30 protein-coding genes are annotated in these 25,757 nt (G+C 64.0%); 23 read left to right on the top strand and 7 right to left on the bottom strand.

The genetic code is table 11. The features are described from left to right. The first annotated feature begins 19 nt into the window (after window positions 1–19). Window positions 20–505 (top strand): YcgN family cysteine cluster protein, encoded by a 486-nt coding sequence (locus tag F0184_RS10620; RefSeq protein ID WP_280176942.1) that lies wholly within the window; start codon window positions 20–22, stop codon window positions 503–505. Window positions 506–670: 165 nt separating this feature from the next. Further along, window positions 671–1,444, top strand: coding sequence for a hypothetical protein (locus F0184_RS10615; RefSeq protein ID WP_172972069.1), 774 nt, complete (start codon window positions 671–673; stop codon window positions 1,442–1,444). Window positions 1,445–1,590: 146 nt separating this feature from the next. Here F0184_RS10615 and F0184_RS10610 read toward each other — a convergent pair whose 3' ends face one another. Beyond that, window positions 1,591–2,211, bottom strand: a complete 621-nt coding sequence (locus F0184_RS10610) for a TetR/AcrR family transcriptional regulator (protein WP_150496170.1) — start codon at window positions 2,209–2,211, stop codon at window positions 1,591–1,593. A 138-nt stretch (window positions 2,212–2,349) separates the two neighbouring features. Between F0184_RS10610 and F0184_RS10605 the strand changes: the two genes are divergently transcribed. Further along, the gene (locus F0184_RS10605; RefSeq protein WP_150496169.1) at window positions 2,350–2,934 is read left to right on the top strand and encodes an NAD(P)H-dependent oxidoreductase; all 585 of its coding nucleotides are present in this window, start codon (window positions 2,350–2,352) and stop codon (window positions 2,932–2,934) included. Window positions 2,935–3,029: 95 nt separating this feature from the next. Here the strand turns inward: F0184_RS10605 and F0184_RS10600 are convergent, their stop codons facing one another. The 3 genes from F0184_RS10600 to F0184_RS10590 form a co-directional block, all read right to left on the bottom strand. Continuing rightward, on the bottom strand, window positions 3,030–4,529 hold the full coding sequence (locus F0184_RS10600; protein ID WP_150496168.1) for an MltF family protein: 1,500 nt from the start codon (window positions 4,527–4,529) through the stop codon (window positions 3,030–3,032). Window positions 4,530–4,623: 94 nt separating this feature from the next. Continuing rightward, window positions 4,624–5,163 carry a DUF3833 family protein gene (locus tag F0184_RS10595; protein WP_150496167.1) on the bottom strand — a complete coding sequence of 180 codons (540 nt, stop codon included), beginning with the start codon at window positions 5,161–5,163 and terminating at the stop codon, window positions 4,624–4,626. 82 nt (window positions 5,164–5,245) lie between these two features. Beyond that, entirely contained in the window at window positions 5,246–6,901 is a 1,656-nt protein-coding gene (locus F0184_RS10590) for an FMN-binding glutamate synthase family protein (RefSeq protein ID WP_150496166.1), read from the bottom strand. A gap of 279 nt (window positions 6,902–7,180) precedes the next feature. Here F0184_RS10590 and F0184_RS10585 point away from each other — a divergent pair, with 279 nt between their 5' ends. Beyond that, window positions 7,181–7,603 carry a secondary thiamine-phosphate synthase enzyme YjbQ gene (locus tag F0184_RS10585; protein WP_150496165.1) on the top strand — a complete coding sequence of 141 codons (423 nt, stop codon included), beginning with the start codon at window positions 7,181–7,183 and terminating at the stop codon, window positions 7,601–7,603. Between the two features lie 82 nt (window positions 7,604–7,685). On the opposite strand, the gene F0184_RS10580 is transcribed toward F0184_RS10585, so the two are convergent. Beyond that, a complete protein-coding gene (locus F0184_RS10580) occupies window positions 7,686–8,231 on the bottom strand; it encodes a DUF4760 domain-containing protein (RefSeq protein ID WP_150496164.1) in 546 nt (181 codons plus the stop codon). Between the two features lie 1,099 nt (window positions 8,232–9,330). Here F0184_RS10580 and F0184_RS20890 point away from each other — a divergent pair. The 13 genes from F0184_RS20890 (at window position 9,331) to F0184_RS10515 (ending at window position 17,741) form a co-directional block, all read left to right on the top strand. Next, a complete protein-coding gene (locus tag F0184_RS20890) occupies window positions 9,331–9,774 on the top strand; it encodes a hypothetical protein (protein WP_150496163.1) in 444 nt (147 codons plus the stop codon). Beyond that, window positions 9,698–10,972: a DNA-packaging protein gene (locus tag F0184_RS10570; RefSeq protein WP_244299119.1), complete on the top strand. Its 1,275-nt coding sequence runs from the start codon at window positions 9,698–9,700 to the stop codon at window positions 10,970–10,972. The genes F0184_RS20890 and F0184_RS10570 overlap by 77 nt, the downstream gene beginning before the upstream one ends. 150 nt (window positions 10,973–11,122) lie before the next feature. Then, window positions 11,123–12,337 (top strand): phage portal protein, encoded by a 1,215-nt coding sequence (locus F0184_RS10565; protein ID WP_150496162.1) that lies wholly within the window; start codon window positions 11,123–11,125, stop codon window positions 12,335–12,337. Then, the gene (locus F0184_RS10560; protein WP_150496161.1) at window positions 12,327–12,539 is read left to right on the top strand and encodes a hypothetical protein; all 213 of its coding nucleotides are present in this window, start codon (window positions 12,327–12,329) and stop codon (window positions 12,537–12,539) included. Before F0184_RS10565 ends, F0184_RS10560 begins: the two co-directional genes overlap by 11 nt. Window positions 12,540–12,799: 260 nt before the next feature. Then, window positions 12,800–13,219 carry an HK97 family phage prohead protease gene (locus tag F0184_RS10555; protein WP_150496160.1) on the top strand — a complete coding sequence of 140 codons (420 nt, stop codon included), beginning with the start codon at window positions 12,800–12,802 and terminating at the stop codon, window positions 13,217–13,219. Between the two features lie 55 nt (window positions 13,220–13,274). Beyond that, entirely contained in the window at window positions 13,275–14,627 is a 1,353-nt protein-coding gene (locus F0184_RS10550) for a phage major capsid protein (protein WP_150496159.1), read from the top strand. Window positions 14,628–14,772: 145 nt separating this feature from the next. Beyond that, entirely contained in the window at window positions 14,773–15,342 is a 570-nt protein-coding gene (locus F0184_RS10545; protein ID WP_150496158.1) for a head-tail connector protein, read from the top strand. Further along, window positions 15,342–15,674 (top strand): phage head closure protein, encoded by a 333-nt coding sequence (locus F0184_RS10540; RefSeq protein WP_150496157.1) that lies wholly within the window; start codon window positions 15,342–15,344, stop codon window positions 15,672–15,674. Before F0184_RS10545 ends, F0184_RS10540 begins: the two co-directional genes overlap by 1 nt. Beyond that, window positions 15,671–16,087 carry a DUF3168 domain-containing protein gene (locus F0184_RS10535; RefSeq protein WP_150496156.1) on the top strand — a complete coding sequence of 139 codons (417 nt, stop codon included), beginning with the start codon at window positions 15,671–15,673 and terminating at the stop codon, window positions 16,085–16,087. The genes F0184_RS10540 and F0184_RS10535 overlap by 4 nt, the downstream gene beginning before the upstream one ends. A gap of 31 nt (window positions 16,088–16,118) precedes the next feature. After that, on the top strand, window positions 16,119–16,532 hold the full coding sequence (locus F0184_RS10530) for a phage major tail protein, TP901-1 family (RefSeq protein ID WP_150496155.1): 414 nt from the start codon (window positions 16,119–16,121) through the stop codon (window positions 16,530–16,532). A 21-nt stretch (window positions 16,533–16,553) separates the two neighbouring features. Then, window positions 16,554–16,994 carry a gene transfer agent family protein gene (locus F0184_RS10525; protein ID WP_150496154.1) on the top strand — a complete coding sequence of 147 codons (441 nt, stop codon included), beginning with the start codon at window positions 16,554–16,556 and terminating at the stop codon, window positions 16,992–16,994. After that, complete coding sequence (locus tag F0184_RS10520; protein ID WP_150496153.1) at window positions 16,982–17,176, top strand: phage tail assembly chaperone; 195 nt, start codon at window positions 16,982–16,984, stop codon at window positions 17,174–17,176. Before F0184_RS10525 ends, F0184_RS10520 begins: the two co-directional genes overlap by 13 nt. Next, window positions 17,157–17,741 carry a phage tail tape measure protein gene (locus F0184_RS10515; protein WP_208998425.1) on the top strand — a complete coding sequence of 195 codons (585 nt, stop codon included), beginning with the start codon at window positions 17,157–17,159 and terminating at the stop codon, window positions 17,739–17,741. The genes F0184_RS10520 and F0184_RS10515 overlap by 20 nt, the downstream gene beginning before the upstream one ends. A gap of 22 nt (window positions 17,742–17,763) precedes the next feature. On the opposite strand, the gene F0184_RS10510 is transcribed toward F0184_RS10515, so the two are convergent. Beyond that, the gene (locus F0184_RS10510; protein ID WP_150496152.1) at window positions 17,764–18,018 is read right to left on the bottom strand and encodes an HP1242/YdcH family protein; all 255 of its coding nucleotides are present in this window, start codon (window positions 18,016–18,018) and stop codon (window positions 17,764–17,766) included. 98 nt (window positions 18,019–18,116) lie between these two features. Between F0184_RS10510 and F0184_RS10505 the strand changes: the two genes are divergently transcribed. From F0184_RS10505 to F0184_RS10485, 5 genes are read left to right on the top strand one after another with little or no spacing between them, the layout of a single operon-like run. Then, the gene (locus F0184_RS10505; protein ID WP_150496151.1) at window positions 18,117–18,755 is read left to right on the top strand and encodes a DUF2460 domain-containing protein; all 639 of its coding nucleotides are present in this window, start codon (window positions 18,117–18,119) and stop codon (window positions 18,753–18,755) included. 21 nt (window positions 18,756–18,776) lie between these two features. Beyond that, window positions 18,777–19,670, top strand: coding sequence for a DUF2163 domain-containing protein (locus F0184_RS10500; protein WP_150496150.1), 894 nt, complete (start codon window positions 18,777–18,779; stop codon window positions 19,668–19,670). Continuing rightward, complete coding sequence (locus tag F0184_RS10495; RefSeq protein WP_150496149.1) at window positions 19,648–20,097, top strand: NlpC/P60 family protein; 450 nt, start codon at window positions 19,648–19,650, stop codon at window positions 20,095–20,097. The genes F0184_RS10500 and F0184_RS10495 overlap by 23 nt, the downstream gene beginning before the upstream one ends. 2 nt (window positions 20,098–20,099) lie before the next feature. Beyond that, window positions 20,100–23,981, top strand: coding sequence for a baseplate multidomain protein megatron (locus tag F0184_RS10490; RefSeq protein ID WP_150496148.1), 3,882 nt, complete (start codon window positions 20,100–20,102; stop codon window positions 23,979–23,981). Continuing rightward, window positions 23,974–24,696 (top strand): DUF2793 domain-containing protein, encoded by a 723-nt coding sequence (locus tag F0184_RS10485; RefSeq protein WP_150496147.1) that lies wholly within the window; start codon window positions 23,974–23,976, stop codon window positions 24,694–24,696. The genes F0184_RS10490 and F0184_RS10485 overlap by 8 nt, the downstream gene beginning before the upstream one ends. Before the next feature lie 6 nt (window positions 24,697–24,702). Here F0184_RS10485 and F0184_RS10480 read toward each other — a convergent pair whose 3' ends face one another. Then, entirely contained in the window at window positions 24,703–25,230 is a 528-nt protein-coding gene (locus F0184_RS10480; protein ID WP_150496146.1) for a hypothetical protein, read from the bottom strand. A gap of 184 nt (window positions 25,231–25,414) precedes the next feature. Here F0184_RS10480 and F0184_RS10475 point away from each other — a divergent pair, with 184 nt between their 5' ends. Continuing rightward, the gene (locus tag F0184_RS10475; RefSeq protein ID WP_208998424.1) at window positions 25,415–25,588 is read left to right on the top strand and encodes a lysozyme; all 174 of its coding nucleotides are present in this window, start codon (window positions 25,415–25,417) and stop codon (window positions 25,586–25,588) included. The last annotated feature ends 169 nt before the right edge of the window (window positions 25,589–25,757 follow it).

Genomic DNA, 25,757 nt, shown 5'->3' with positions numbered 1-25,757 from the left:
TTAATCGGAAACCTGCACCGTGAAGCAACCGACAAGCCCGGCCGATGACGGTCCCTTCTGGCGCCAGAAGACGCTGGAGCAAATGAGCCAGAGCGAGTGGGAGTCCTTGTGCGACGGCTGCGCGCGCTGTTGCCTGAACAAGCTGGAAGACTGGGACACCGGGCAGATCGTCTGGACGAATGTCGCCTGCACGCTGCTCGACGGGCAGACATGCCGGTGCAAGGACTATGAAAACAGAGCCGCGACAGTTCCCGATTGCATCCAGTTGACCCCGGACACGGTGCGCGGACTCACATGGTTGCCGCCGACCTGCGCCTACCGTCTGGTCCGGGAGAACCGTGATCTCTATTGGTGGCATCCGCTTGTGTCCGGAGACCCCAACACCGTGCATCAGGCCGGAATATCGGTTCGCGGACGCACGGTGAGCGAGGACGGGATGGCCCTGGAGGACTTCGAGCATCACGTGGTCAGCTGGCCCGGTGAGGAGCCGGGCGCGGGAACGTAACGCCCTTCATGCCTTTCTTAGACATTCGTTTATTGAAATGAATGTATGAATATTTCGCTGAATTCGGTATTCGCAACAGCGGCAATGGTTTGGCGTGCTGGGCGAACAGCGGGAGAGTGAACGTCTATGCGCAAGGTCCTCGCATGTCTTGGTTTGGTTTTTGGGTTGGCATGGTCCGTCCCGGCCTCCGCCGAGCCGCTGGAACTGCGGATCCCCCAGCATAGTTTGACGCACTACGTTCAGGAGCTGTTGCAGCGCGCTTTCGAAGCCGCGGGCGGAAAGGCCATTGTGACGCCGGCAAACGATCCCCTCAGCCACGGGCGGATGATGCTGCTGGTTGAACGCCAGGAGGGGCTGGACCTGTTCTGGCGCGGCGAGGATGCCGACCTGAAAAAGAGATTTCTGGAGGTTGAATTTGATCTGACCGATGGCCTGAAGGGTGTTCGGGTGCTGTTCGTTCGTCCGGATGACAAGGACCTGTATGCCCATGTCCAATCGCTCGATGAATTCCGGGCCCTGGGCACGATCGGAGCCATGGGCTATGACTGGAACGATGTGCAGATCTGGGAGGTCAATGGACTTCCGGTCGATCTCACCCGGGAGCATTGGAACCCGGCGATTTACAACAAGCTGGCCGCTGGACGGCCGGGCGTAGATTATTTTTCGCGCGGCATCATCGAAATGGCTGTGGAAGCTCCCCAGCATCCGGAACTTGCGGTGGAGCCGCATCTCCAGCTTGTCTACGAGAACGACTTCCGTCTTTATGTCTCAAAAGACCGTCCTGATCTCCATAAGCTACTGACTGATGTTTTAAAATCGGCGGACGCACAGGGTATTTTGCAACAAACCTTGCGCGATGTTTTTCCCGATATTTTCCGTCCGGATGGTCTGAACATCGAGGGACGGCGGATCATCCCGCTTGCAATGCCCGTGCCCTGAACGAGCGCGTCAGCGATGGGTGCGCGAAAGCCCCGGGCGTCTTTTCGGCAGGGGACTTAAAATCCGTGAGGTCTGAAAAGATCTTCCGGGCGCCCTGAAACCGCGTTTGCATTGTCCCGGTCCGGACAGGCTTTTTGCCACCAGCGTCACGCCAGGAGATAGGCCCCGACATGGGTCCGGAGCCTTTCCCGGAGCACGTCCGGGTCCGTCACCTGGCAGGATTGTTTCAAAATCGCCCCATGCAGGGTGAAGGCGATCATCCCGTCCAGCAAGACGTCCGCGGCCAGATCCCGCCTGAGTGCCGGCGCCGCCGTCTCACTTGCCTGCCAGGCTTTCAAGACATCGAGAAGCTTCGCGTCCCAGCGGGCGAGCTGTTCGGCGAATTCGGGCGCGCAATGGCCTTTGGTCACCCCGATGTTTTCCATGAACATGCGCGTCATGATCTGGCTTTCCGTCATGACGCCAATGAGCGCCATCATGCGTTCGACGACCGCCGAGACCGGATCGTGAAGCGTATCGTCCGAGGCTTCGCCGTCGGCCTCGATCAAACCCTGCAGGCGGTCCAGCAGCAGGTAGGACAGCAGCCCGTCCATGTCGCCGAAATGGGCAAACAGAGTGCCCTTGGCGACCCCGGCAAGCCTTGCGATCCCTTCTGCCGTCAATGCCTCGAGCCCGTCTTCGCGGGCGATGCTCTTTGCCGCGTCCAGCAGGCGGGCGCGAGTGAGGGCCGTGCGGGCCTGGGGCTTGCGCGGGGCGGGGGCGCTCATGGGGTTCCCTTCAAAAAATGACCAAGGTCAAAATATTTATTGACACTGATTTTGGTTTAGGTCAAAAACTGACCAAGGTCAATAATGACCGTGGTCAAAAAACCTGCGGCGCATGATCCGGCCGCGATGGAGACACGCATGACAAAGAAGATATTGGTGCTGGACGGCCATCCGGCCACGGAGAGCTTTTGCGGCGCGCTGGCTGCGCGCTATGCCGAGGCGGCGCGCAAGAACGGCCATGAGGTGCGGATCGCGAAACTGTCGGATATGAGTTTCGATCCGGATTTCGAATACGGCTCTTATCGCAATGTCAAACCGCTGGAGCCGGATCTGGAGGCCTTTTGGGCGGACCTAGACTGGTCGGAGCATTTCGTGCTCGCCCATCCTCTGTGGTGGGGCGGGATGCCCGCCAAGCTCAAGGGCCTGTTCGACCGGGTTCTGCTCCCGGGCAAGGCTTTTCGGTATGTGAAGGGCAAAGCGTTTCCGGAAGGCCTCTTGAGGGGGCGAACCTCTGAAGTTCTCGTGACCGCTGACACGCCGGGCTGGTTCTTCCGGCTGGTTTACGGGGCACCAATCAAGAAGGAAATCCGCAGCCAGATCCTGAATTTCTGCGGGCTGAAGATGAAGGCCTATTCCTGGTTCGCGTCCCTGCACGGATCGACCCCGGGCCAACGGGAAAAGATGCTGGAGCGGGCGGCCCGTCTCGGCGCGCGGGCAATCTGAAACGCCGTTGATCTGCGTGGGTAGGTTCGGCGCGGGCGGACAATGCCCGCGCCCGCGAACCGTTTACCGGGCCAACCTGTTATTGGTGCAGCCGGTCATTGGGCTGGCCCGCTTTTGCCGGCCCGGTGCTGCGCCTCGGCGTTGAACACCACATAGTACTTGTAGATATTGCCCACGTAGCGCACGGGTTCGCGGCTGATCTTGTGGCCAACGATCCACTCCACATTTCCGAACCACTTGTCCGGGTCATAGCCTTTGCTGGCCGCTTCCGCGCGCAGGCGGGCGAACCGGCTTGGCCCCGCATTATAGGCGGCAAGGGCGAAGAAGGTCTGGTTGGCCGGGTTGTCCTTGAGGTCGTCGAAGTACGTGTTCGCGATATATCGCAGATATTTGACCCCGGCATGGACATTCGCCTCCGGATCCTGGGCCACGCCCTTGATCTCGATCGGGCTGCCTTCGGCGGTGGACGGCTTGATCTGCATGAGGCCGACCGCGCCGGCTCCGCTTTTCACGTCCTGCTGGAACTGGCTTTCCTGATAGGATTGCGCGGCGATGAGCAGCCAGTCGATGGAGTATTGCGCGCCATATTTTTGAAAGAGCGACGACAGGTCTTCGAATTTGGCGGAACGGCCATCCTCGCTCAGGTTTTCCAGATACCGGGCGTCCGAAAGATAGCGCTTCAAGATGATGTTGCCGAGCAGGGTGCCCTTTTTCACGGTTTGTGCGAAGGCATTCACTTCCTTGAGGAGTTCCGGCGCGTCCTTGCGCACGGCGAAAGCGATCTGGCCACCGGTGCGTACCGCCGCATCCGGATGGGTCTTCAGCCCGGTCAGGATTTGCAGCCAGAGATCCGCCTTGTGGTCGTCGACGATAATCGCCGGGATCCCGCCCGCTTGAACCAGGTCCATCAGATCCTCGTCCTCCAGGTTCTCGCTGGCCTTCACGATCTTGACCGGCGCCTTTCCGCCCGCCTCCAGCTTTTTGTTCAGTGCAAGCAGGCTGTCATGATAGCTGGAGGAGGCGCGGACATGGATTTCCATGCCGGACAGGTCTTCCGGGGCCGCAATATCGGGCACGCTGTCGGCCGTCAGGAGCACCTCCTTCACATGGTCAAAGGTCGGTGTTGAAAAGGCGACAAGTTCCGCGCGCGCCTTGGTGACGGTGAGGTTTCCAATCGCCATGTCGCCGCGGCCTTCGCTGAGATCCTGGAAAATGCGCTCCCGCGGCGTGGGGATCAGGACGAGCTGGTCTTCCCGTGTCTTCTTGCCGTGACGCTTGTCGAGGAACTTGCCGAATTCGCTCATCGTGTCGACAGCGGTGCCGCGCTGGACCCCATTGTCGATAAAGAAAAAGGTTTTGGAAAACGGCACCAGAACGCGCAGGTAACCCCGTTCCGCGATGGCGTCAAAGTCGCCGGTAAACGGTTCGCGCAAGATCTCTTCGAGCGTGTCGGCCATGCCGGGTTCCATCGCGCGGGCCGGAGCCGGCGGTATGATCAGGCTCGCCAGCAGGGCGACCATCAGACCCAGAACGACGGCGGACCGGGTCAGAGCGATGGGCGGGCGGATGTTCAGGAGCGGGTTTGGGCGGCTCATGGTCCGGATTTCCTTGAAAGCGATCACTGTTTGCTAAGAAACCAGCCTTGTGTGACGCTATCAAGTTGGCAACCCGGACAGGCCGCCCTGATCGTTACCTTTTGAACGTCAGTTCGACGGTGCCGACCGGAAAACCGCCCTTGACCACGTCCGCCGTGTTTTTCACCGTTCGGGCGTCGATCTGGGTCAGCGTGTCGTTGAACCGCAGCAGGATGGAGCCATTTTCCAGCGGGACCTCCGCGACATAGGAAAAGCGGATCGCCCCGTCCTTGCCGGTTGTGACGATCGCCGGTCCCTTCACGTCCGACCGGGATCCGATATAGCGGCCTTCGCCCACCTTCTCGAAGAACCAGACCTTCGTGTCGCGCTCCCCGTCTTCATAGACGAAGTCCTCGCGCAGGCGCAGGGTGAAGGTGCGCGGGTTCCACGTGCCGGTCAGGTAGACGGTGAAGGGCCGGTAGACGCCGGCGAACCGGCTTTCGAACACGCCCTTGCCCACGGTCTTGCCCCGGAAAAACTCCTCAAGCACGAGGGTGTTGGCTTGGGCCGGCTGGATCGGGGCCGCGGCCAGGCCAAATAGACCGAGCGCGAGGAGGCAGATGAAGGCCGAAGGCCGGATGAGGTTCAGTAGCATGGGATGATCCTTGGTGACACATCATGTGCCGCATACGGCCGGAAGCGCCCCGCGGTTCGCCATGTCACGGTCCGCTCACAGGCTAGTGAACGGCTGTGCCATGTGGGTTTCCATGCTGCTGTTGCGCCTCCGCCACCGGCATGCGCGGCGCAAAACCATGTGGATCGGCCATCGCCCAGTACGCGGAGTAGCCCGGAATGTCATGGGTTTGGGCCAGTAGATCGCCCGGCTTCAACCAGGTCATGGCCGCGCTGGCAGGCAAAATGGCCCGTCCGCCCTCATGCAGGAAAAAATGCTCGGGACGGAATTCGCGGGGATGGGCAAGGCCGGAGGCGGCAGTGAAATCGGCCAGGGCCTTCAGAGTGTTGCGATGAAAATTCGCCACACGCTCGGCCTTGTCCGGCACGACCAGCGCCTGTTGCCGCCGGGGATCCTGTGTCGCGACCCCGGTCGGGCACTTGTTGGTGTGGCAGCTTTGGGACTGGATGCAGCCGATGGCGAACATGAAACCGCGGGCGGAGTTGACCCAGTCCGCGCCAAGACAAAGCGCTCCGGCAAGGTCAAAGGCCGTGATGAGCTTGCCGCTCGCCCCGATCTTGACCTGGTCCCGCAGGTTGGTGCCAACCAGTACATTGTGAACGAAGGAAAGACCCTGACGCAGCGGCGTGCCGAGCCGGTTGGTGAACTCCACCGGTGCCGCCCCGGTGCCGCCTTCGGCGCCATCGACGACAATGAAGTCCGGCACGATGCGGGTCTCCAGCATGGCTTTGGCAATGGCCATGAATTCCCATTTGTGGCCGACGCAGAGCTTGAATCCGGCCGGCTTGCCGCCCGACAGGTCACGCAGCTGTGCCACGAACTCCAATAGCTCGATCGGAGTGGAGAACGCCGGGTGGGCGGCGGGCGAGACGCATTCGACGCCGACCGGTATGCCGCGGGCTTCGGCGATCTCTTTCGTCACCTTTGGGCCGGGCAGAACGCCGCCATGACCGGGCTTGGCGCCCTGGCTCAGCTTGATCTCGATCATCTTGATCTGGGGATCCTGCGCCTGGGCGGCGAATTTCTCCGGATCGAATTGTCCGTCGGCCGTCCGGCAGCCGAAACAGCCGCTGCCGATTTCCCAGATCAGGTCGCCGCCGCCTTCCCGGTGGTAGCGCGACACGCTGCCTTCGCCCGTGTCATGGGCGAAATTGCCGGCCTTGGCGCCCTTGTTCAGCGCGAGAATCGCATTCGCAGACAGCGATCCGAAACTCATTGCCGAGATGTTGAACAGCGAGGCCGAGTAGGGCTGGCTGCAGGCGGGGCCGCCGATCGTCACCCGCAGATCGCCGGGGTAGGGGGGCTGCGGAACAAGGGAATGGTTCACCCAGGCATAGGCGTTCGAATACACGTCATATTCGGTCCCGAACGGCACATTGCTCTCGATGTTTTTCGCCCGGTCATAGACCAGGCTGCGCTTGTCGCGCGAAAACGGGGTGCCGTCGAGGTTGCTTTCGAAAAAATACTGCCGCATTTCCGGCCGGATCGCTTCGAACAAATACCGCGCATGGCCAATGACCGGGTAGTTGCGCAGAACCGAGTGGCGCGCTTGGGTCAGATCGAGGACACCCAAAAGGCTGAGCGCCGCAAAAAAGACAAAGGCCAGGCTGAACCAGCCGCTGATGGTTAGGGTCAGGATCAGGCCGGCCAGCGCAAGAGCGATGCACAGGCCGAAAACAGTGTAGCGGGCGGGGATCATCAGGGGTCCTTTTCGGCCTGCGATGTCGGGGCCAGATCAGCCGGCGGCAAGCGGCAAACGGCTTTCGCCCCGGAGCTGACCGATTCTAAGATGGTAGACTATCTTCCGTATTTTTTCTTAACGCCCGGTACTCCAACGGCTCCACCATCGGAACTTTACAGGCAAGAAACTCAGGGAGAAGCATTTTTCGGCACGTCCAGGCGGTCCGTCCGGTCCGGACCTCCGAGCAGCACCGGCCGGGCTCCGGGCCGCCCGGTCAACCCGATGCGGGAGAGGAACATGTTAACACAATTCAAGATTTCAACGCGTGGCCCGGGTTTGCGCGAGTTCACGCCCGAGGTGGTCCGATGGCTTGAGGATAGCGGCGCGGGCGACGGCCTGCTGACGCTTTTCGTGCGCCACACCTCGTGCTCGCTTTTGATCCAGGAGAACGCCGATCCGGACGTGCAGCGGGATCTGCAGGCTTATCTGGCCCGGCTGGTACCACCGTCCGATGACCCGGCCATGGCCTATCTCACCCACACGCTGGAAGGCCCCGACGACATGCCGGCCCATATCAAGGCCGCGCTTTTGCCGGTTTCCCTCTCCATTCCCGTTTCGCGCGGACGGATAGTTCTGGGCACGTGGCAGGGGATCTTTCTGGTCGAGCACCGCACCCACCCCCACGTAAGGCATGTGGCCGCTCAGTTCCTGGGAGAGTGAGGACGCGCTTCGGGCCGTCTCGCGTCTCGATTCTGGCCCAGCCGCAGCGTTGGGCGGGCCGGGGATCACAATCATCTGGTCATCAGAACCATTTGGTCAAATGCCGTTGCAACCATCCTGGTCCCTGCTCCTTGCCGGACAGGATCTTGTAGAGATCTTCGAGATCCTGAAACAACTCCTTGCGTTTGGTGACCTGCCGCAATCGAACGACGAAGGATTCTGCCTGTTCCCATTGGTTGATGAGACCGTTCTTGTACCATCGTTTGAAGATGCTAAAGCTCAGGGCGCCGGTATGGACGCCGATGGCCAGCAATTCAAGGTGGTTCAGCGTTCGGCGGATTTGTTCCGACTCGTTTGTGGCATGTTGGTCTTTTTCAGCATACTGGGCAATGTTTCCAGCCTTCGCGCACATATTGAAAGCCGCCTGTGCCTCAAGCAGTTCCTTGTCCGACTCGGCCGTGATGAAGGTTTGAATCGTAAAGGTTTTCGTCGACGCGGCCCGGCTGACGGCGATCCCCAAAAGCGTCACGATGACGGCGATGAATGCAACCGTGGCGCTGATCAGGATCGCCTCGATCGGTGAGCTGATCGGCAGAAATCCCGCTAAGCCTGGCTCCGCACCGTCCATCTCGCTCCCCTCAACGCATTTGGCCACCCGTTACAGGGTGGCCAATATACATCTATAGGTAGTAGTGTCTAGAGGTTGGCGCGGGATCACGCAGATGGGCGATCACCCAGGCCGCCCCAACCTTCTCGCTTGATCATGTCCTGATCTCCAAAAAGTGGGCTAACGGTGCGGGACGCACCTTCGCCGGACTTCTGTTTATCCCGGCGTCGGTTTGGACGCAAGGCTCCGGTGAGATGTGATTGCAACATTTCACTCGCTATAGCCTAAATTGCGCCGGTTAACGTTCGGTTTATATCTTGGTGTCCGGCGCCGTGGTTTCAAGATGCAACCTTTGGACGAGTTCGTGCCCCGGGCCCGTGACCAGCCCCGATGAGACCATGGCCCGCTCCGGATCCCGTTTTCCAGGGTGTTCCCTCAGCCTGACCCGGTCACGGCCCCGGTGAATGCTCCTCGCTAGCCTTGCGCCGAGAAAATAGGAAAATATTCTTGACAGCGTGACGGTGATCGGTTATGGTTTTGCCATGATCCGGAAAGTGCGGTTGAGGCGATGTAAAGCGGCGCGGGTGCCAGTATCGCTTAAGCCGCGATGGCGGGGACAAGACTTTCGATGGATGACGGACAAGCTGGTGAAAGCCGGCTTTTTTTGTGTCTTGAGGCTTGCGGGGAGCCAGGATTGACGAGCCGGAACGGTGCTGACGAAGTGTGCCCGGAGGGGGCGGCCGGCGACATTTCGGTCCGGCTTTCAGGCAAGAGCCTGGCGGAGGTCTTGCAGGCCGAAAGGACCGCGGTGCGGCGCGCCAAGAAACGCGCGCAGGAAGAGCGGCGGCAAAAGCAGCGCAAAATGGCTTCTGAAGATGCACCGCAGCGTCCTCCCGGAAAGTCCGAACCGGACTTATCCGGGGTCGGGGCGCCCGGGCGCTCGCCATCATTGGGGCTGCCCGATCCCGGCTCTGCGGGTTGCTTGGCCGGGATGACAGAGGGGGGAGATCGGGTTGGGACTGTACGTGGCGCTGCCGCGCCATCTGCTTCGTCTTCCGAAATGTCATCCCCGCACAAGGCGGGGATGACCGGAGACGCGGGGATGACAGGAGACGCGGGGATGACCGGGGACGATGGGGCCGATCCAAGTCTATCCGGAACCGTGGCACCCGGCAGCAAGGATGTTCACACATCAGAACCGCCCGAGCTTCTCATCCCCCGGCTCTATGCGGCCTGCGCGGGGCAGGTGGCGCGGATCGAGGAGCGGCTGAGGGCGCTCCTGCCCGGCGACGGCGATCTTTCGGAAATCGACAAGACCGTCAAGACATTGGCTGCGATGGCCAAGACCCTTGAGTTGCTGATCGAACTGGAACGTTCCCGGGCAAGGGAGGCTTTGGCCGAACCGGATGCAGACACCCACGCCGAGCCGGACGCCCTCCGCGCGGAACTTGCGAAGCGTCTTTCAGGCCTGTGCGGAGGCCGGGCAGATGGAAACGGCGCTGCGGAGCCTGAGCCCCGCCGAGATGAAACGGCTTTTGAACGATTGGGCCTTTCTGGCCCATGACCATCAGCTGGCGCCGGTCGGCGACTGGTCGCTGTGGCTGTTGATGGGCGGGCGCGGCGCGGGCAAGACCCGGGCCGGTGCCGAATGGACGCGTGCCGAGGCATCGCCCGCCTCCGGGCGAACGCCGGGCTGCGGCCGGATCGCCCTTGTGGGCGAAACCTACGCGGATGTGCGCGAAGTCATGATCGAGGGCGTGTCCGGGCTGCTGAGCGTGCATCCCAGACGGGACCGTCCCACCTGGATTGCTTCCAGGCGGCGGCTGGAATGGCCCAATGGCGCGGTGGCGCAGGCTTTTTCCTCCGAGGACCCGGAGGCCTTGCGCGGTCCGCAATTCGATCTTGCCTGGTGCGATGAACTGGCGAAATGGCGCAATGCCGAGGAGACCTTCGACATGTTGCAATTCGGACTGAGACTGGGGAGCAGACCGCGCCAGCTGGTGACGACGACGCCGCGGCCGATCCCGCTTTTGAAAAAACTGATGGGGCTGGGGTCAACGGTCATCTCGCACGCGCCGACCAAGGCCAATGCCTTCAATCTGGCGCCCAGTTTCCTGGAAACGGTCGTCGCGCGCTATGCCGGAACCCGGCTGGGGCGCCAGGAACTGGACGGCCAACTGATCGAGGACCGGCCCGATGCGCTTTGGAGCCGCGAAGGGCTGGAGGCCTGCCGGGTCGGTCAGCCACCGGCCGACCTGGTGCGCGTGGTGATCGCCATCGATCCGCCGGCCAGTTCGACACGCACATCGGACGCATGCGGGATCATCGCCGCCGGGCTGGGCGCCGACGGGCGCGCCTATGTTCTTGCCGACCGCAGCAAACGCCCCGCCCGGCCTTCGGACTGGGCATCAGCCGCCATCGGCCTGTGGCACGGGCTGTCGGCCGACTGCCTGATCGCGGAGGTCAACCAGGGGGGCGACATGGTGGCGGAGGTGATCGCCAAGGCGGACCCTTCCGTGCCGGTCAAGACGGTGCGCGCCACACGGAGCAAACATGCCAGGGCGGAGCCGGTCGCCATGCTCTACGACCAGGGCAGGGTCGCCCATGTCGGCGCCTTTCCCGAGCTGGAAGATGAGATGGCCGACTTTTCGCCCTCCGGTTTGAGCAATGGCCGCTCCCCGGACCGGCTGGATGCCCTTGTCTGGGCCGTTTCGGAGCTGATGCTCGGCCCCCGCGCCACGCCGCGGGTGCGGGGCCTTTAACGCCGGTCCCCATTGCTGGTTCGGGTCGCTGGTGCGGGTCGCCGGTCCCGCCCGTGTTTCCCTGGGTTCCATCTGAGTCCCGCCTGGGTTCCGTTGGACATACCTGTCTTGAATCACATTGTTAATAGAGCTTAAAAGGATCGGTATTTCATGGCCTTGAAAGCATTTCTTGACAGGGTCTGGCGAGGGGCCGGCCGAACGGTTCACGACCGGAAAGCATCCCGCACGGGGCCGCTTCTAGCCGTTCAGGGCCAGTCCAGACCCGTCTGGAGCCCGCGCGATTACGCGGCGCTGGCCCGCGAGGGCTATGCGAAAAACCCGGTGGTCTACCGGGCGGTCCGGCTGGTCGCGGAGGCGGCGGCCAGCGTTCCCTTGAACCTGTTCGAGGACGATTTGGAACTGGTCGAGCATCCGCTTCTGGAGCTGCTGAACCGGCCCAATGCCCAGGAAACGGGCGCGGACTTACTGGAGGCCATCTACGGTCATCTGCTGGTTTCGGGCAACGCCTTTATCGAGCAGGTGCCGGTCGACGATGCGCCGCGCGAACTCCATGCGCTCAGGCCGGACCGGGTGAAAGTCGTGCCCGGGGACAATGGATGGCCGGAAGCGTTCGACTACACGGTGGGCGGGCGGACGGTCCGCTTGGGGCCGGGCGGAACCGGCGCGGGCGGCGAGGCGGTGCCGCTGGTCCGGCATATCAAGCTGTTCCATCCGCTCAGCGATCACTACGGCTTTGCGCCGGTGGAAGCCGCGCAAATGAGCCTCGACATTCACAATGCGGCGGCCTGCTGGAACAAGTCGCTGCTCGACAACGCGGCCCGGCCGTCCGGTGCGCTGATTTATGGCTCGGGCGATGCGATGAATCTGAGTGCCGATCAGTTCGACCGGCTGAAGGAAGAACTGGAGGCCGGCTACCAGGGCGCGCGCAACGCGGGGCGGCCGCTCCTGCTGGAGGGCGGGCTGGACTGGAAACCCATGGGCCTGACGCCCAAGGACATGGATTTCATCGAGGCGAAAAACCAGGCCGCGCGGGAAATCGCGCTCGCGTTCGGCGTCCCGCCGATGCTGCTCGCGATCCCCGGCGATACGACCTACTCCAATTATCAGGAAGCGAACCGGGCCTTCTGGCGGGGCGCGGTCTTGCCGCTGGTCAAGCGGATGGCGGCCAATCTGGCGGCCTGGCTCGGACCGGCTTACGGAGGCCCCATCCGCCTGCAGCCGGATATCGATGCGATAGAGGCCCTGTCCGCCGAGCGCGAAGCGCTGTGGCGCAGGGTTGACGCGGCCACGTTTCTGACGCGCGACGAAAAGCGGGACGCGGTCGGCTACGGCCCCTACGCCGGAGAGCCGTCCGATGGGCGATGAAATCACCCGGGCGGTGATCGAGCGGGGGGATCTGGCCCATCTGGCCCTGTTTCTGTGGGCGTTGTCGGCAACGGCGATCGGGGCGTTCCTGTTGCGCGAACTCAGCCTTTCTAACCGCCGGTTTTCGGACTTCGTTCAGGAACTCAGCGCCCTGAATCAGCGCTTGAGCGGCTTGCGGACCCGCAACGACAACCGGCCCTAAACGTCTCTGAATAAGCAAGAAATCAAGTCAGGATAAGAGATGTCAGATCACTCTTTGGACGGCGCGCTGTGGCGTGCGGGCCGCGCCGGAGCATGGCGGAAATCCGTCCTGCCCCCATCCGCCTACCTGCCGGTTTTCCATCGGTTCTGCGCATTGGTCGCCGATCTTGCGGGGGGCGCTGTCTCCGCCGGTCCGGACCACATCGCTGACCGTGGCCCGGACCGTGGTCCCGGCCGTGGGGCAGACAGGGGGGGCGGCGAATGAACGGGGCCGCGACGATCGAGGGCTACGCCAGCGTGTTCGGCGAACGCGATGAAGCGGGCGACCGGGTGGTGTTCGGGGCCTTTCGCAGATCGCTCGCCGCGCGCGGCGCAAGGGGCATTGCCATGCTTTGGCAGCATGACCCGGGCGCCCCCATCGGCCGGTGGGACGTCCTGGCAGAGGACCGTTGGGGCCTGCATGTCCGCGGGCGCTTGCTGACCGGGCTCGCCAGGGGCCGCGAGGCGGCCGTTCTGATCGCGGCGGGCGCGTTGACCGGGCTGTCCATCGGCTTCCGGCCGAGGCGGGCTGTCCGCGCGGCCGGGACCGGCGAGCGCATCCTTCAGGACATCGATCTTTGGGAAATCTCGCTTGTGACGTTTCCCCAGGCCGACAAGGCCCGCATCCGCCGGATCGGGTGAGCCGCACGCATTCACACAACCGGGGCCGACGGCACCCAATGGAGGAAAGACCGCGATGCCACAGTTTGACAGGACGCCGGACGATCAGCCGTTCGAGTTCAAGGCCAGCATGCCCGGCATGGATCAGGGCATGGATCAAGGCAGGGGACCGGCCATTCCGCCGTTCGCAGGCCATGACGAGCCGGGAGCAACGGGGGGCGAGGAGGTCGCCCGGAGTTTCGATATCTTTTTCAGGGCCTTCGAGGCCTACCGCCAGACCAACGATGCGCGGCTCGAAGAAATCGAGCGGCGCGGAAGCGCGGATGTGTTGACCCTGGACAAGCTGAACCGCCTGGACGCGGCGCTCGATGCCACCAAGCGCCGTCTCGATGATCTGACCCTCAAGGCGCGCCGTCCGGCCCTCGCTCCGGAGGCGCGCCGGGGGTTCACCTCCCAGGCCCTGGAACACAAGGCGGCCTTCGAGACCTATTTGCGCTCGGGCCGGGAAACGAGCCTCCGGCCGCTGGAATTGAAGGCCCTATCGGCCGGATCCGACCCGGATGGCGGGTATCTGGTGCCGGAACAGACCGAAGCCGAAATCCTGCGCCGCATGGCCGAGGTCTCGCCGATCCGGGCAATTGCCGGAAACCGGCACATGTCCGCGTCCACCTTCAAGAAACCCTTTGCCGTTTCCGGACCGCAAGCGGGTTGGGTGGCCGAAACGGCGGCGCGTCCCGAAACAACAAGTCCGCAACTGGCGGAGCTGAGTTTTCCGGCGATGGAGCTGTACGCCATGCCGGCGGCGACTGCGTCCTTGCTGGACGATGCGGCGGTGGACATGGACGCCTGGATCGCCGAGGAGGTGGAGACCGCTTTCGCCGAGCAGGAGGGCACGGCGTTCGTCACCGGCGACGGGGTCAACAAGCCGGCCGGCTTCCTTTCGGTGCCGCGTGTGGCCGAAGCAAGCTGGGCATGGGGATCGCTCGGCACGATCAGCACCGGCGAGGCCGGAGCGTTTCCCGCTAGCGCGCCTTCCGACACGCTGATCGATCTGATCTATTCCCTGAAAAGCGGCTACCGGCAAAACGCCCGCTTTGTGATGAACCGGAAAACCCAGGGCGCCATCCGCAAGCTGAAGGACGCCGACGGCAACTATCTCTGGCAGCCGCCGGCAAGCGCCGGTGCGCCCTCGACGCTGATGAACTTCCCGGTGACCGAAGCCGAGGACATGCCGGACATCGCGACCGACGCCGCCGCGATCGCCTTTGGCGATTTCCGCCGCGGCTATCTGGTGGTTGACCGGATGGGGGTACGGCTCCTGCGCGATCCCTATTCCGCCAAGCCATATGTGCTGTTCTACACCACCAAGCGGGTCGGTGGCGGCGTCCAGGATTTCGACGCGATCAAGCTGTTGACCTTCTCGGCCTGACCGCAACCCGGCCCGGCATGGATCACAATTCAGGCGGCGCCGGGTCCTGGAAACAAGGGGGCTGACGCCTTCGCCCCCTGCCAGTCCTCCCCAACTCGCGCCGGAGATCCTGTCGGATGTCCGGCGCTTTTTTTTGAGGAGCATCATGACCTCCGCACTCGTTACAGCGCCCAGTGCCGAACCCGTGTCCCTGAGCGAGATGAAGGCCCAGTTGCGGCTTGTCTCCGATGCCGAAGACGGTCTGGTCACCGGGTTGATCGCCAGCGCCCGCCAATATGTGGAAAGGACCACCCGCCGGGCTTTGATCACCCAGGGCTGGCGGCTTTACCTCGACAATTGGCCGCCAGGGCGCGTGGTGCGCTTGCCGCTCGCCCCGGTGCGGTCAATCGGCCAAATTCTTGTGTTCGGCGAGGATGGAACGGGCCACGTGTTGCCGGGCGACGCCTACACGCTCGACCGCTCCAGCGATCCGGCACGGCTCAGGGTGCGCCCGGGCGCGGGGCCGTCCACGGGCGCCCTGATGGGGGTGGAGATCGATTTCACCGCCGGTTACGGCGATGGCGCGTCGGACGTTCCGGCCGACCTGCGTCAGGCGATCCGGCTATTGGCCGCCCATTGGTTCGAGCATCGCGAAGCGGGAACCGAGACGGTGCAGGGCAGCCTGCCCTTCGGCCTCGATCGCCTGCTCGCTTCGGCACGGGTCCCCCTGCTGTGATGGCCCGTCTCCAAGGCGCGGGTGCGTTCAACGTCGCGGTCGAACTGCGGCAGCCGGTGCGCACCGACAGTCCGGATGGCTCCGTTGCGGTGGTCTTCCTGGATGCCGGCCGCGATTTCGCAAAGCTGGAGCTTGTCGGCCAGCGCGAGCAGGAGGTGCTGGACAGGCTCGAAAGCCTTGCAACCCACCGGATCACGCTCCGGTACCGGGAAGATGTCGCTGGTGGCTGGCAGGTTGTGGTCGGGAACAGGACATATCGGATCCTCGCGGCGCACGATCCGGACGGGTTGCGGCGTATCCTGAAGTGTCTTGCAGAGGAGGCGGGCGAATGAGCGGGGCAAGCCTCCAGTCCGCCCTGCGCGCGGGGCTGTTCGCTTGTCTGGCGCAGGACGGCACCCTGACCGGGCTGCTGGGCGGAACCCATCTCTACGACACGCCGCCCCGCGGGCAGGACGCGCCGCATCTCGTGCTCCAAACGGCGGAGACCCGGCCGCTGCTGGCGGACCCTCAGGACGGGTTTATCCACGATTTGATGCTGAGCGTGTTCACCCGCGGCGCCAGCCGCGACCTGGCCGTGCACGTGGCGCACCGCGCTGCCGAAACGCTCATGCATGGACCGGTCACCGTTGCCGGGCACAGGCTGGTGAACCTGACCATCACGTCGGTGTCCTCACGCCGGCTGCGCGATGCCCGCGGCTATCAGGCCGCGTTCAATCTGCGCGCCGTCACCGAACCGTCCGGCTGACAGCCGGTCCTCAGACCCAGGAGTAACCGCTATGGGCGCTCAACGCGGCCGTGACCTTTTGTTGAAACTGGATTCCGATCGGTCGGGCACTTTTTCCACTGTCGCGGGCCTGCGCGCCCGGCGCATCTCGCTGAATGCCGGCTCGGTCGATATCACCACATCGGACAGCCCCGGCCGCTGGCGTGAGATCCTGGAAGCGGCCGGAACCCGGTCGGCCAGTTTGTCCGGCTCCGGCCTGTTCAAGGACGCGGCCAGCGATGCGGCCGTGCGCGGCCTGTTTTTCGACGGGCTGATCCGGCCCTGGCAGGCGGTCATTCCCGATTTCGGCGTTGTCCAAGGGGATTTTCAGGTCACCGCGCTGGAATATGCCGGCCGGCACGATGGCGAGGTCACCTACGAACTGGCTTTGGAATCGGCTGGACCGCTGACCTTCACCGCAACCTGATGACAACCGGGGAGAAATCGCATGGTCAATCGTCTGCGTGGCGAAATCGAGGCGGTGCTGGATGGCCGCCGCTGGACCCTGGTGCTCACGCTGGGAGCACTGGCTGAACTGGAGCAGGCCTTTGCCTGTTCGGATCTGCCTGGCCTTCTGGAACGGTTTTCCAAGGGGCGGCTGTCGTCCCGCGACATGATCCGGATCCTGGGGGCCGGCCTGCGCGGCGCGGGCCATGAAGTCAGCGACGAGCAGGTGGCGTCCATGCGCACGCCCGCAGGGGCAGCCGGTTTCGCGGCGATCACCGCCGATCTTCTGCGCGTTACCTTTGGGGATCGCGGCGATGACGAGGCGGACGGCGGAAGCGGCTCCAACGAACCCAGATCCGCTGCCGGGGAGGCAGCCGAAAGCGGCCCTTTTCCGGCAACGGGCCGGCCGCCTTTCCCTGGCGGTGCCTCATGCACCGGCTGATGGCCGGTCTTGGTTGGCGTCCGGGCGACGTCTGGTCGGCCACACCGCGCGAGATCCTGGCCGCTCTTTCACCGGCGGCCGATGGCCAGGTGATCTCGCGATCGGTCCTCGCCGGCCTGATGGCCGCCGCCCCAGATGCGGCCAAGGGGGAGGACAGAAGGGATGACCATGCCAGACAATGAACAGCTGAACTTTCCGGATCTTGAGCCGTTTCATCGGCAGATGACGGAGATCAACCGTCAGGCTCAGACCTTCTCCCTCACACTGACCCAGGGGCTGAAGGCGGCCGTTGTCCACGGCAAGGATCTGGACGCGGTGTTCCGCCAGATGGCGCTGAGCATCTCGTCAAAGGTGCTGACCAGGTCCCTTGCGCCTTTGGAACAGGCGGCGGGGTCGCTGTTCGGCGATCTGGTCTCTGGGCTTGCCGGGCAGGGCGCGCGTGGTGCGGCCACGCTGGTTCAAAGCCTTCCGGTGCCTTTCGCCAAGGGCGGCGTGGTGGCGGCGCCGAGCTATTTTCCGCTGGACGGCGGTTTAGGGCTGATGGGGGAAGCGGGGCCTGAAGCGATCCTGCCGCTCAGCCGGGGCGCGGACGGCCGCCTGGGTGTCCAGACACAACGGGCAGGGGCAAATGCCCCGCCGGTGCAGGTCACGGTCATTGCGCAAGATGTGGAAAGTTTCAGGCGGTCCGAAGCGCAGGTATCTGCGATGGTGGCCCGCGCCGTCGGACGGGGACGGCGCGGGCTCTGACACCGGCCTGAAAAGGAGGGGCTCAGGAGCCGGTGTTTTCCGTTGCCGCCAGCATGGCCGCAATCTGGTCTTTCAGGTGAAGACGCTTCTTCTTGAAATCTTCCAGCACAGCGTCCGACGTCGGCTGGATCTCCACCTCGATGCGGTGAATCTCGCGGTTGACCTCGTGGTACTCGTCGAACAGCCGCGCGAAATGCCCGTCGGACATTTTCAGCTTGTGGATCGCGTCCGTTTTATCGGGGAATTCCTCGTGCAGTTCGTGGGGAACATGGCTCATCGTTCTTGCCTCCTTTTCTGGCGCCCAACATGGCCATCCTGTCGCACCCCGACCTTGAGGCAGATCAATTTCGTAAAACTTCGTAGAAAGGGTTGGGGATGACGGCGTTCTTGAACGAGCAGTTTCCCCTTGCTGTTGCCTTCGGCGCGATGGGCGGTCCGGAACGGCGCACGGATATCGTTCCACTGGCGACCGGCTATGAGGCACGCAACGCCCGTTGGGCCGACAGCCGCAGGCGCTATGACGCGGCAACCGGGATCCGCTCGCTGCAGGATCTGCGGGCTGTGATGGTCCTGTTCGAAAAGGCGCGGGGGCGCCTGTCCGGCTTCCGCTACCGCGATCCACTGGACCATACCGCGAGCGTGTCCGGCACCCCGCCCTTGCCGGACGACCAGGCCGTGGGCACCGGAGATGGCGGAACAACCCGGTTCCGGCTGCAAAAAACCTACGGCGCGGGCGGGCAGGCCTATTCGAGGGCCATCCGCTTGCCGGTGGCCCCCAGTGTGCGGGCCGCGGTCGGCGGTGTGGAGCGGACGCTCAACACCGATTTTCAGGTCGATCCAGCGACCGGCGAACTCGTTTTCTCAAGTGCCCCGCCAGCCGGGGTGACCGTGACCGCCGGTTATCTTTTCGATGTTCCGGTCAGGTTCGACACGGACCGGCTGGAGGTGAGTCTCACGCATTTCAAGGCGGGCGATATTCCCTCCATCCCCCTTGTGGAGATCCGCCTGGACTAGGCTTCAGCAAAACGGAACGGCATGAAAACCCTACCACAGGACCTGGCGGATCATCTGGCCGGGAACGTCACCACGCTCGCCACCTGCTGGCTGGTGACCCGAACCGATGGCGCGGTGCACGGCTTTACCGATCACGACCGTCCGTTGCAGGTCGCCGGAACGCTGTGCGAGCCGCATAACGGCCTGTCGGCCAGCGCCATGGCAGATGGGCCGGGATTTGCGACCGGCGGCGGCGACGTGGCTGGTCAGATCACCGGTCCGGCCTTGGAGGCCAGGGAGCTCGAAGCCGGGCTGTGGGATGGCGCGCGCGTCGCTGTCTACCGGGTCAACTGGCAACAGCCGGCGCAGCACATTCTTTTGCGCCGGGCGGTCATTGGCGAGGTCAGCCGGGATGGTGCCGCCTTCCGTGCTGAGCTGCGGGGCCTGGCCCATCTTCTGGAAGCCCGCCAGGGCCGGGTGTTCCAAAAGGCCTGCGATGCGGATCTCGGGGACGTCCGATGCACGGTCGATCTTTCCGGTCCCGCCTTTTCGGTTACGGCAACCGTTGAAACCGCGCCGGACACGGCCACCTTGGTGCTTGGCGGAGCAGACGGCTTCGAGAGCGGCTGGTTCACAGGCGGGCGTCTGGAGGTGACCGGGGGGGCGGCGAGCGGATTTGCGAGTGAGATCGCACGGCATGTCCGCGCGGAGGGCGGTGTGCGGGTTGCGCTTTGGCAACCGCTGGACAGGCCCGTCGAGCCGGGAACGGCCGTACGGCTGACCGCGGGATGCGACAAGCGGCTTGCCACCTGCGCTGCGAAATTCGCCAACCACCTCAATTTTCAAGGCTTCCCGCATATGCCGGGCACCGATTTCGTTCTGTCCTATCCCAACCGCAACACGGGAGAAAACGATGGCGGCCCGCTTGTCTCCTGAGTTTGGCGCGCGTGTGCTGGTCGAAGCGCGCAGCTGGATCGGAACCCCCTACCGGCATCAGGCCAGCACAAAGGGCGCAGGTGCGGACTGTCTCGGTCTTGTCAGGGGCGTTTGGCGCGCGCTTTACGGTGCGGAGCCGCAGGAGTTGCCGCCCTACAGTGCCGACTGGGCGGAAAGCGGCGGGCCTGAAACCTTGCTGGAGGCGGGACAAAGGTGGCTCACCACATGCGATCCGGCCAGCGCCCGGCCGGGCGACATTCTCGTGTTCCGCTGGCGCGACAGCGCGCCGGCGAAGCACGCCGGGGTCCTCAGTGCGCCGGATCGCCTGATCCACGCGTATGAAAGGGTCGGCGTGGTTGAGAGCCCGCTTGTGCCCGCATGGCGGCGCCGGATCGCGGCGGTATTCGCCTTTCCGGAGACAGTTTGATCATGGCGACACTTATCTTGAGTGCGGCGGGGCAGGCCTTCGGGTCGGCCCTGGGGCTGGGCGGATTTGGCGGGTTGCTGGGCAAAGCGGCGGGGGCGCTGGCGGGCAACGCCCTCGACCAGAGCCTGTTCGGGTCCTCGCGCACCATCGAGACTGGGCGCCTGTCGGATCTGGACGTTCAATCCTCCTCTGAAGGGGCAAGCCTGCCGAAGGTCTATGGGCGGGTACGGCTGGCCGGACAAGTCATTTGGGCCACCCGCTTCGAGGAGGTGGTGAACGAGGAAAGGCGGGGCGGCAAGGGCGGCGGCGGGGGCGTCACAGTCCGCTCCTATGCCTATTTCGCGAACTTCGCCATTGCCCTGTGCGAAGGCCCGATCGCGCGGATCGGGCGGATCTGGGCGGACGGCAAGCCGGTGGCGGCCGCCGACTGGCCGATGCGGATCTACAAGGGCACGGCCGATCAGGTCCCCGATCCGCTGATTTCTGCTTTTCAGACCCATGCGCCCGCCTATCGCGGCACGGCCTATGTTGTCTTCGAGCGGCTGCCGCTGGAGCCCTTCGGCAACCGCTTGCCACAATTGTCCTTTGAGGTCATCCGGCCGGTCGGGGCACTGGAACGCCAGGTGCGGGCTGTCACGGTCATCCCCGGTGCGGGGGAATTTGCCTATGCGCCGTCCCCGGTCTCCCTCGCGCCACGTCCCGGGGTCACCGAAAGCGTCAATGTCCATGTGCCGGGCGCGCGCTCCGATTGGCACGTTGCGATGGACGAATTGCAGGATCTTTGCCCGAACCTGGAACGCGCCGCGCTGGTCGTGGCCTGGTTCGGTGATGATCTGCGGGCCGGCCAATGCACGCTGCGCCCGAAAGTGGAGGTCGCGGAAAAGGAAACGCGCGGCGGCACATGGTCCGTCGCCGGTCTCGCCCGCGATCAGGCATTGCTGGTGTCGCAGATCGGCGACCGCCCCGCCTACGGCGGGACACCTTCGGATGGAAGCGTCATCGCCGCGCTGAAGGACCTGAAGGCGCGCGGGATCGCGCCCATGCTGATCCCGTTCATCTTGATGGATGTGCCGCCGGGCAATGGCCTGCCCGACCCCCATGGCGGGGCGGAACAGGCCGCTTTTCCCTGGCGGGGGCGGATCGTGCCGGCCGGCGATGTGGGTGCCGATGCGCTTGCCTTTTTCGGCACCGCAACGGCATCAGACTTTCAGGTGACCGGCGAAACCATCGTTTATACCGGTCCTCAAGAGTGGTCCTTCCGCAGGCACATTCTGCACCATGCCGCCCTTGCAAAGGCTGCCGGCGGGGTGGAAGCCTTTCTCATCGGCACGGAAATGCGCGGACTGACGCGCGCGCATACGGGCGGCGGGGCCTATCCGTGTGTGCAAGAGCTTGTCGCGCTCAGCGCGGAAGCGCGGGCGCTGCTGGGGCCCGGCACGAAAATTTCCTACGCGGCCGATTGGTCCGAGTACGGCAGCCATGTCCCTGCAAGCGGCGAGTTGCGGTTCCCGCTCGATCCGCTCTGGGCCGCCCCCGAGATCGATTTCATCGGCATCGACAATTATCTGCCGATGGCCGACCAGCGCGACGGCGGCGATCCGGACGGCAACGAAGACCCATACGACCTTGAGGGTCTGAGGTCCCAGATTGCCGGTGGCGAGTACTTCGATTTCTTTTATGCCAGCGCAGCGGACCGGGCGGCGGCCGTGCGCACGCCGATCACGGACGGGGCGGCCGCCAAGCCCTGGGTGTACCGGGTCAAGGACCTGAAGAGCTGGTGGAGCGAACCGCATGTCGAGCGGGTCGGAAACGCCGAGCTTTCCGGATCGACCGGCTGGGTGCCGAAATCGAAACCGGTCCGCTTTACCGAACTGGGCATCCCGGCCATCGACCGGGGGGCGAACCAGCCGAATGTGTTTGTCGATCCCAAGTCGTCGGAAAGCGCGGTGCCGTATTTTTCGCGAGGCAATCGCGACGATCTGATGCAGCGCCGCGCCCTGGAGGCGGCCTTGAGCTATTGGGACGACCGGCATCCCTGGCTGCCGATGGGCGACAATCCGGTGTCTCCGGTCTATGGCGGGCGCATGGTCGATGGCAGCGGGATCTACCTGTGGACCTGGGACGCCCGGCCTTATCCGGCGTTTCCGGCCTTTGCCCACGTGTGGGCCGACGGCCAGAACTGGGACCTCGGACATTGGCTCACCGGACGGCTGGGGCAGGGGCAGCTGGATGCCGTCATCACCGCGCTTCTGGCCGACTTCGGCATATCCCCGGCAGATGTGCGGGTGACCGGCTTGTCCGGATCCCTGGACGGTCTGGCCGTGCCGGGGCCGGTATCGGCCCGGCAGGTGATCGAGCCGCTGTTGCAGGCCTATGGCGGATTGGCCTGCGACAGGGGAACAGAGTTCGTTTTGAAAGACAGCGGGGCGCTCCCCGTGGCAACAATCGGTCCCGAACGGCTGGCCGAGCCCACCGGCGAGGGGAGCCTGTTTTCGCGGGTGCGGGCGCAAACAAGCGAATTGGCGCGGGAGGTGCGCCTGAGCGCGGAAGACCCGCAAACCGATTTCCGCCGTCAGGTCGCGGCCTCCCGCCGGCTGGAAGGCGGCAGCTTCACAGTTGAAAGCATGGATTTGAAGGCGGCGATTGCCCCGGCCACGCTGCGTCAGAACGCGGAAAAACGGCTCCGGCGGATCTGGCGGGAAAGCGAGCGGCTGGAATTCTCGCTCGGTCCCGGCGATCTCGGACTGGAACCCGGCGACACGGTGGCCGTCACGGGCACGCCGTTTGAAACGTTCTCGCCGTCATTGAAACTGCGGATCGAGGCCATCGAGGACACAGGCCGGCGCCGGATTGAAGCGGTGCGCGTGGCGGAGGACAGCCCCTTTCCGCAAGACCCGCCCGGTGCGGATCCTGGAACCCGGTTTTCGTCCGGTCTGATCGGTCCGCCCCACGCGGTGGTGTTCGATCTGCCCGTCCTTTCGGAACGCGATTCCCCGACATCGGCGCGGCTCGCCGTCTTTGCCGCGCCCTGGCCGGGGTCGTTCGATTTGCTCCGGTCTAGCGGGGCGACCGGCTATGAGCCGCTTTTGGCCATCGACAGCCCGATTGTCATGGGGCGGTTGCTGGACACTCTGGAAAGCGGACCCATCGGCCTGTTCGACCGGGGCAACGCCGTCCGGGTCGAGCTATTCTCCGGGCATCTGGAAAGCCGGCCGTCGCACCAGGTGTTCGATGGGCGCAATGCACTGGCGGTGCGCAGCCGGACAGGCGGGTTCGAGATCCTGCAATTCCAGACCGCGGAACTCACCGGACCGCGACAGTATCGCCTCACCGGGTTGTTGCGCGGACAGCGCGGAACCGAACCGGAAGCCGAGGCCGGAAGCGATGCCGGCGCGGAGGCGGTTCATCTTGACCCAACCCCTCCGCCGCAAATTCCGGTGACGGCGGATCAGAGGGGACTGGAGTATGCCTACAAGCTGGTGCCGCAGGGGCTGGCGCTCGATGATCCGGCAAGCCTGGCCTTCACACATGCCGCAAGCGGACGCGGCGCGCTGCCCTTCGCGCCCGTTCACGTGCGCGGCCGGAAACAGACGGACGGAATCCTGATCCGCTGGGTCCGGCAAACCCGGGTCGGCGGGGACAGCTGGGCGGGGGTGGAGGTGGCCTTGGGCGAAGAGGCGGAAGCTTATGAGGTCGATATATTGGCCCCCGACGCGGTCATGGTGTTGCGAACGATTCACGCGCAGGTCCCGCAGGTTCTGTATCCGACAGCCAGCATGATGACCGATTTCGGCCAGGTCCCGGACGTTCTCAACGTGACGGTTTTTCAAATGTCGGCCACGGCCGGGCGCGGCCTGCCGAGAAAGGTGCAGATCCATGTCTGAAACGACCCGATTGAAACTGCCGCTCCTGGCGGCCGCCCAGGCGCAAAAGCACATCACTCATAATGAAGCCCTGCAGAGGGCCGATGCGCTGATGCATCTCAGCTTCACCTCCCGCACCATTACGGCCCCGCCGCAGGGCATGGACGGACAAGCCTTTCTGGTGCCCGCAGGCGCTTCCGGTGAGTGGAGCGGCAAGGACGGGCAGGTTGCCCTTTTGCTGAGCGGTGACTGGACGTTTGTGCAGCCCGTCGACGGCATGACAGCCTTTGTCGCGTCCGAGCAGGTCGGTTTGAGCTATGCCGCCGGGCAGTGGAGGCAGACAGGCGCGGTGCTTTCCGATGATACGGTGCTGGCGCAAACAGCGCTTGGCGCGCAAAGCCGGCATCAGATCCATGAAGTCGAACTGATGGATCTGTCCGGCGCGTCGGTTGCGGCGATAGGGCTGATTCCCGCGCGCGCCATCGTGTTCTGCGTGTCGACGCGCACAAGCGCGGCCGTGACCGGGGCCAGCGCTTATGATTGTGGCATTGCGGGCGAGCCGTCGAAATTCGGCGGATCGCTTGGAACCGCCCCCGGATCGACCAATCTCGGGGTGATCGGTCCAACCGCTTTCTATAGCCCCACCGACGTCGTTCTGACGGCTCAGGGCGGGCCGTTCACCGGAGGAGCGGTGAAGGTTGCCGCCCATGTGTTTCTGCCGGTTGCTCCCGATTAGGCCGGGTCAGCGTGCATAGGAAGACCCGTTCCAACGGAACAGGGTGTCCCCGATCCAGATGTCGCGCATGCCCATATGCACCCCCGGACCGGCGATGAAATCGCCCTGCACTATGGCTTCGAACACTTTCCGATACGTGCCTTCGGCCAGATTGTCGGGCGCGTCCCAGTACCAGACATCGACTTGGCACGCGGCCGTGCCGCAGAACAGAGGGTGGGACCAGGAGACGAAGATCGCCGGATTGCCCGGTTTGCCGTCCAGATCGAGAATCGCCATCTGAAACGGCGGGGCGGACCAATCGATGGCCTGATTTGTCATGGCCATGAAGTCGCGGCTGTAAAGCGCGGTGAGCCAGCTCTTTTCCCAGCGCGATTCCGGAACACGCCAGCGGACCTGCGTTTCCCTTGGCTCCAGCGTCTGGGAAACGGCGGGACCGCCAGAAAGCAGGAGACCAACACACAACAGGATGAGGAGCAGCGGACCTGCAAGATGGCGCAATGCCCGCCGCAACGGGTTCTTACTTGAGAAAATCATCGGCCCCCCATCAGCTTCCCACCCTCAGGCAAGTGCATACACAAGTTTGCTGTCAGGTCCGCGACAGATCAAGAACACCCGCCTAATCCCAAAAATCGGGCCAGATCCGGTGCGGTCCGGCGAGATCGTGCCAGCAGCCGGCTTTCGCGCCTTGCGCTGCCTGTCCGGAACAGGAGTTTCTTCCATGAAAACGAGCGACCAGGGGGTGGCCTTCATCGCCGCCCATGAGGGATTTGTGAGCCGGGCCTATCGGGATCCGGCCGGTGTGATCACCATCGGGTACGGGTTCACCATGGGAAGCCGGATTTTCAGCGAGTGGTGGCGCGGCCAACCAGGTCTTTTCGACGTGTCAGCGTGAAACTACTCTTCTGGTTGAAACGTCCGTGTGGATCTGGTTCATTGGTAGTGTCAAATATCTTTCGCACTTTCGTTTTCAGGCGACGGCTCCGTGTGCTTGGTTCTGCTCTTGGTAGAGCGGCGCCATGTTGATGTATTTTTGCGCTGACCATTTACCGGCCGCGATGTGC

Source organism: Roseibium aquae, assembly GCF_008711285.1.
Lineage (GTDB): Bacteria > Pseudomonadota > Alphaproteobacteria > Rhizobiales > Stappiaceae > Roseibium > Roseibium aquae.
Note: the sequence above shows the minus strand (reverse complement) of the source record. Positions and strands in the feature narration are given on the sequence as shown.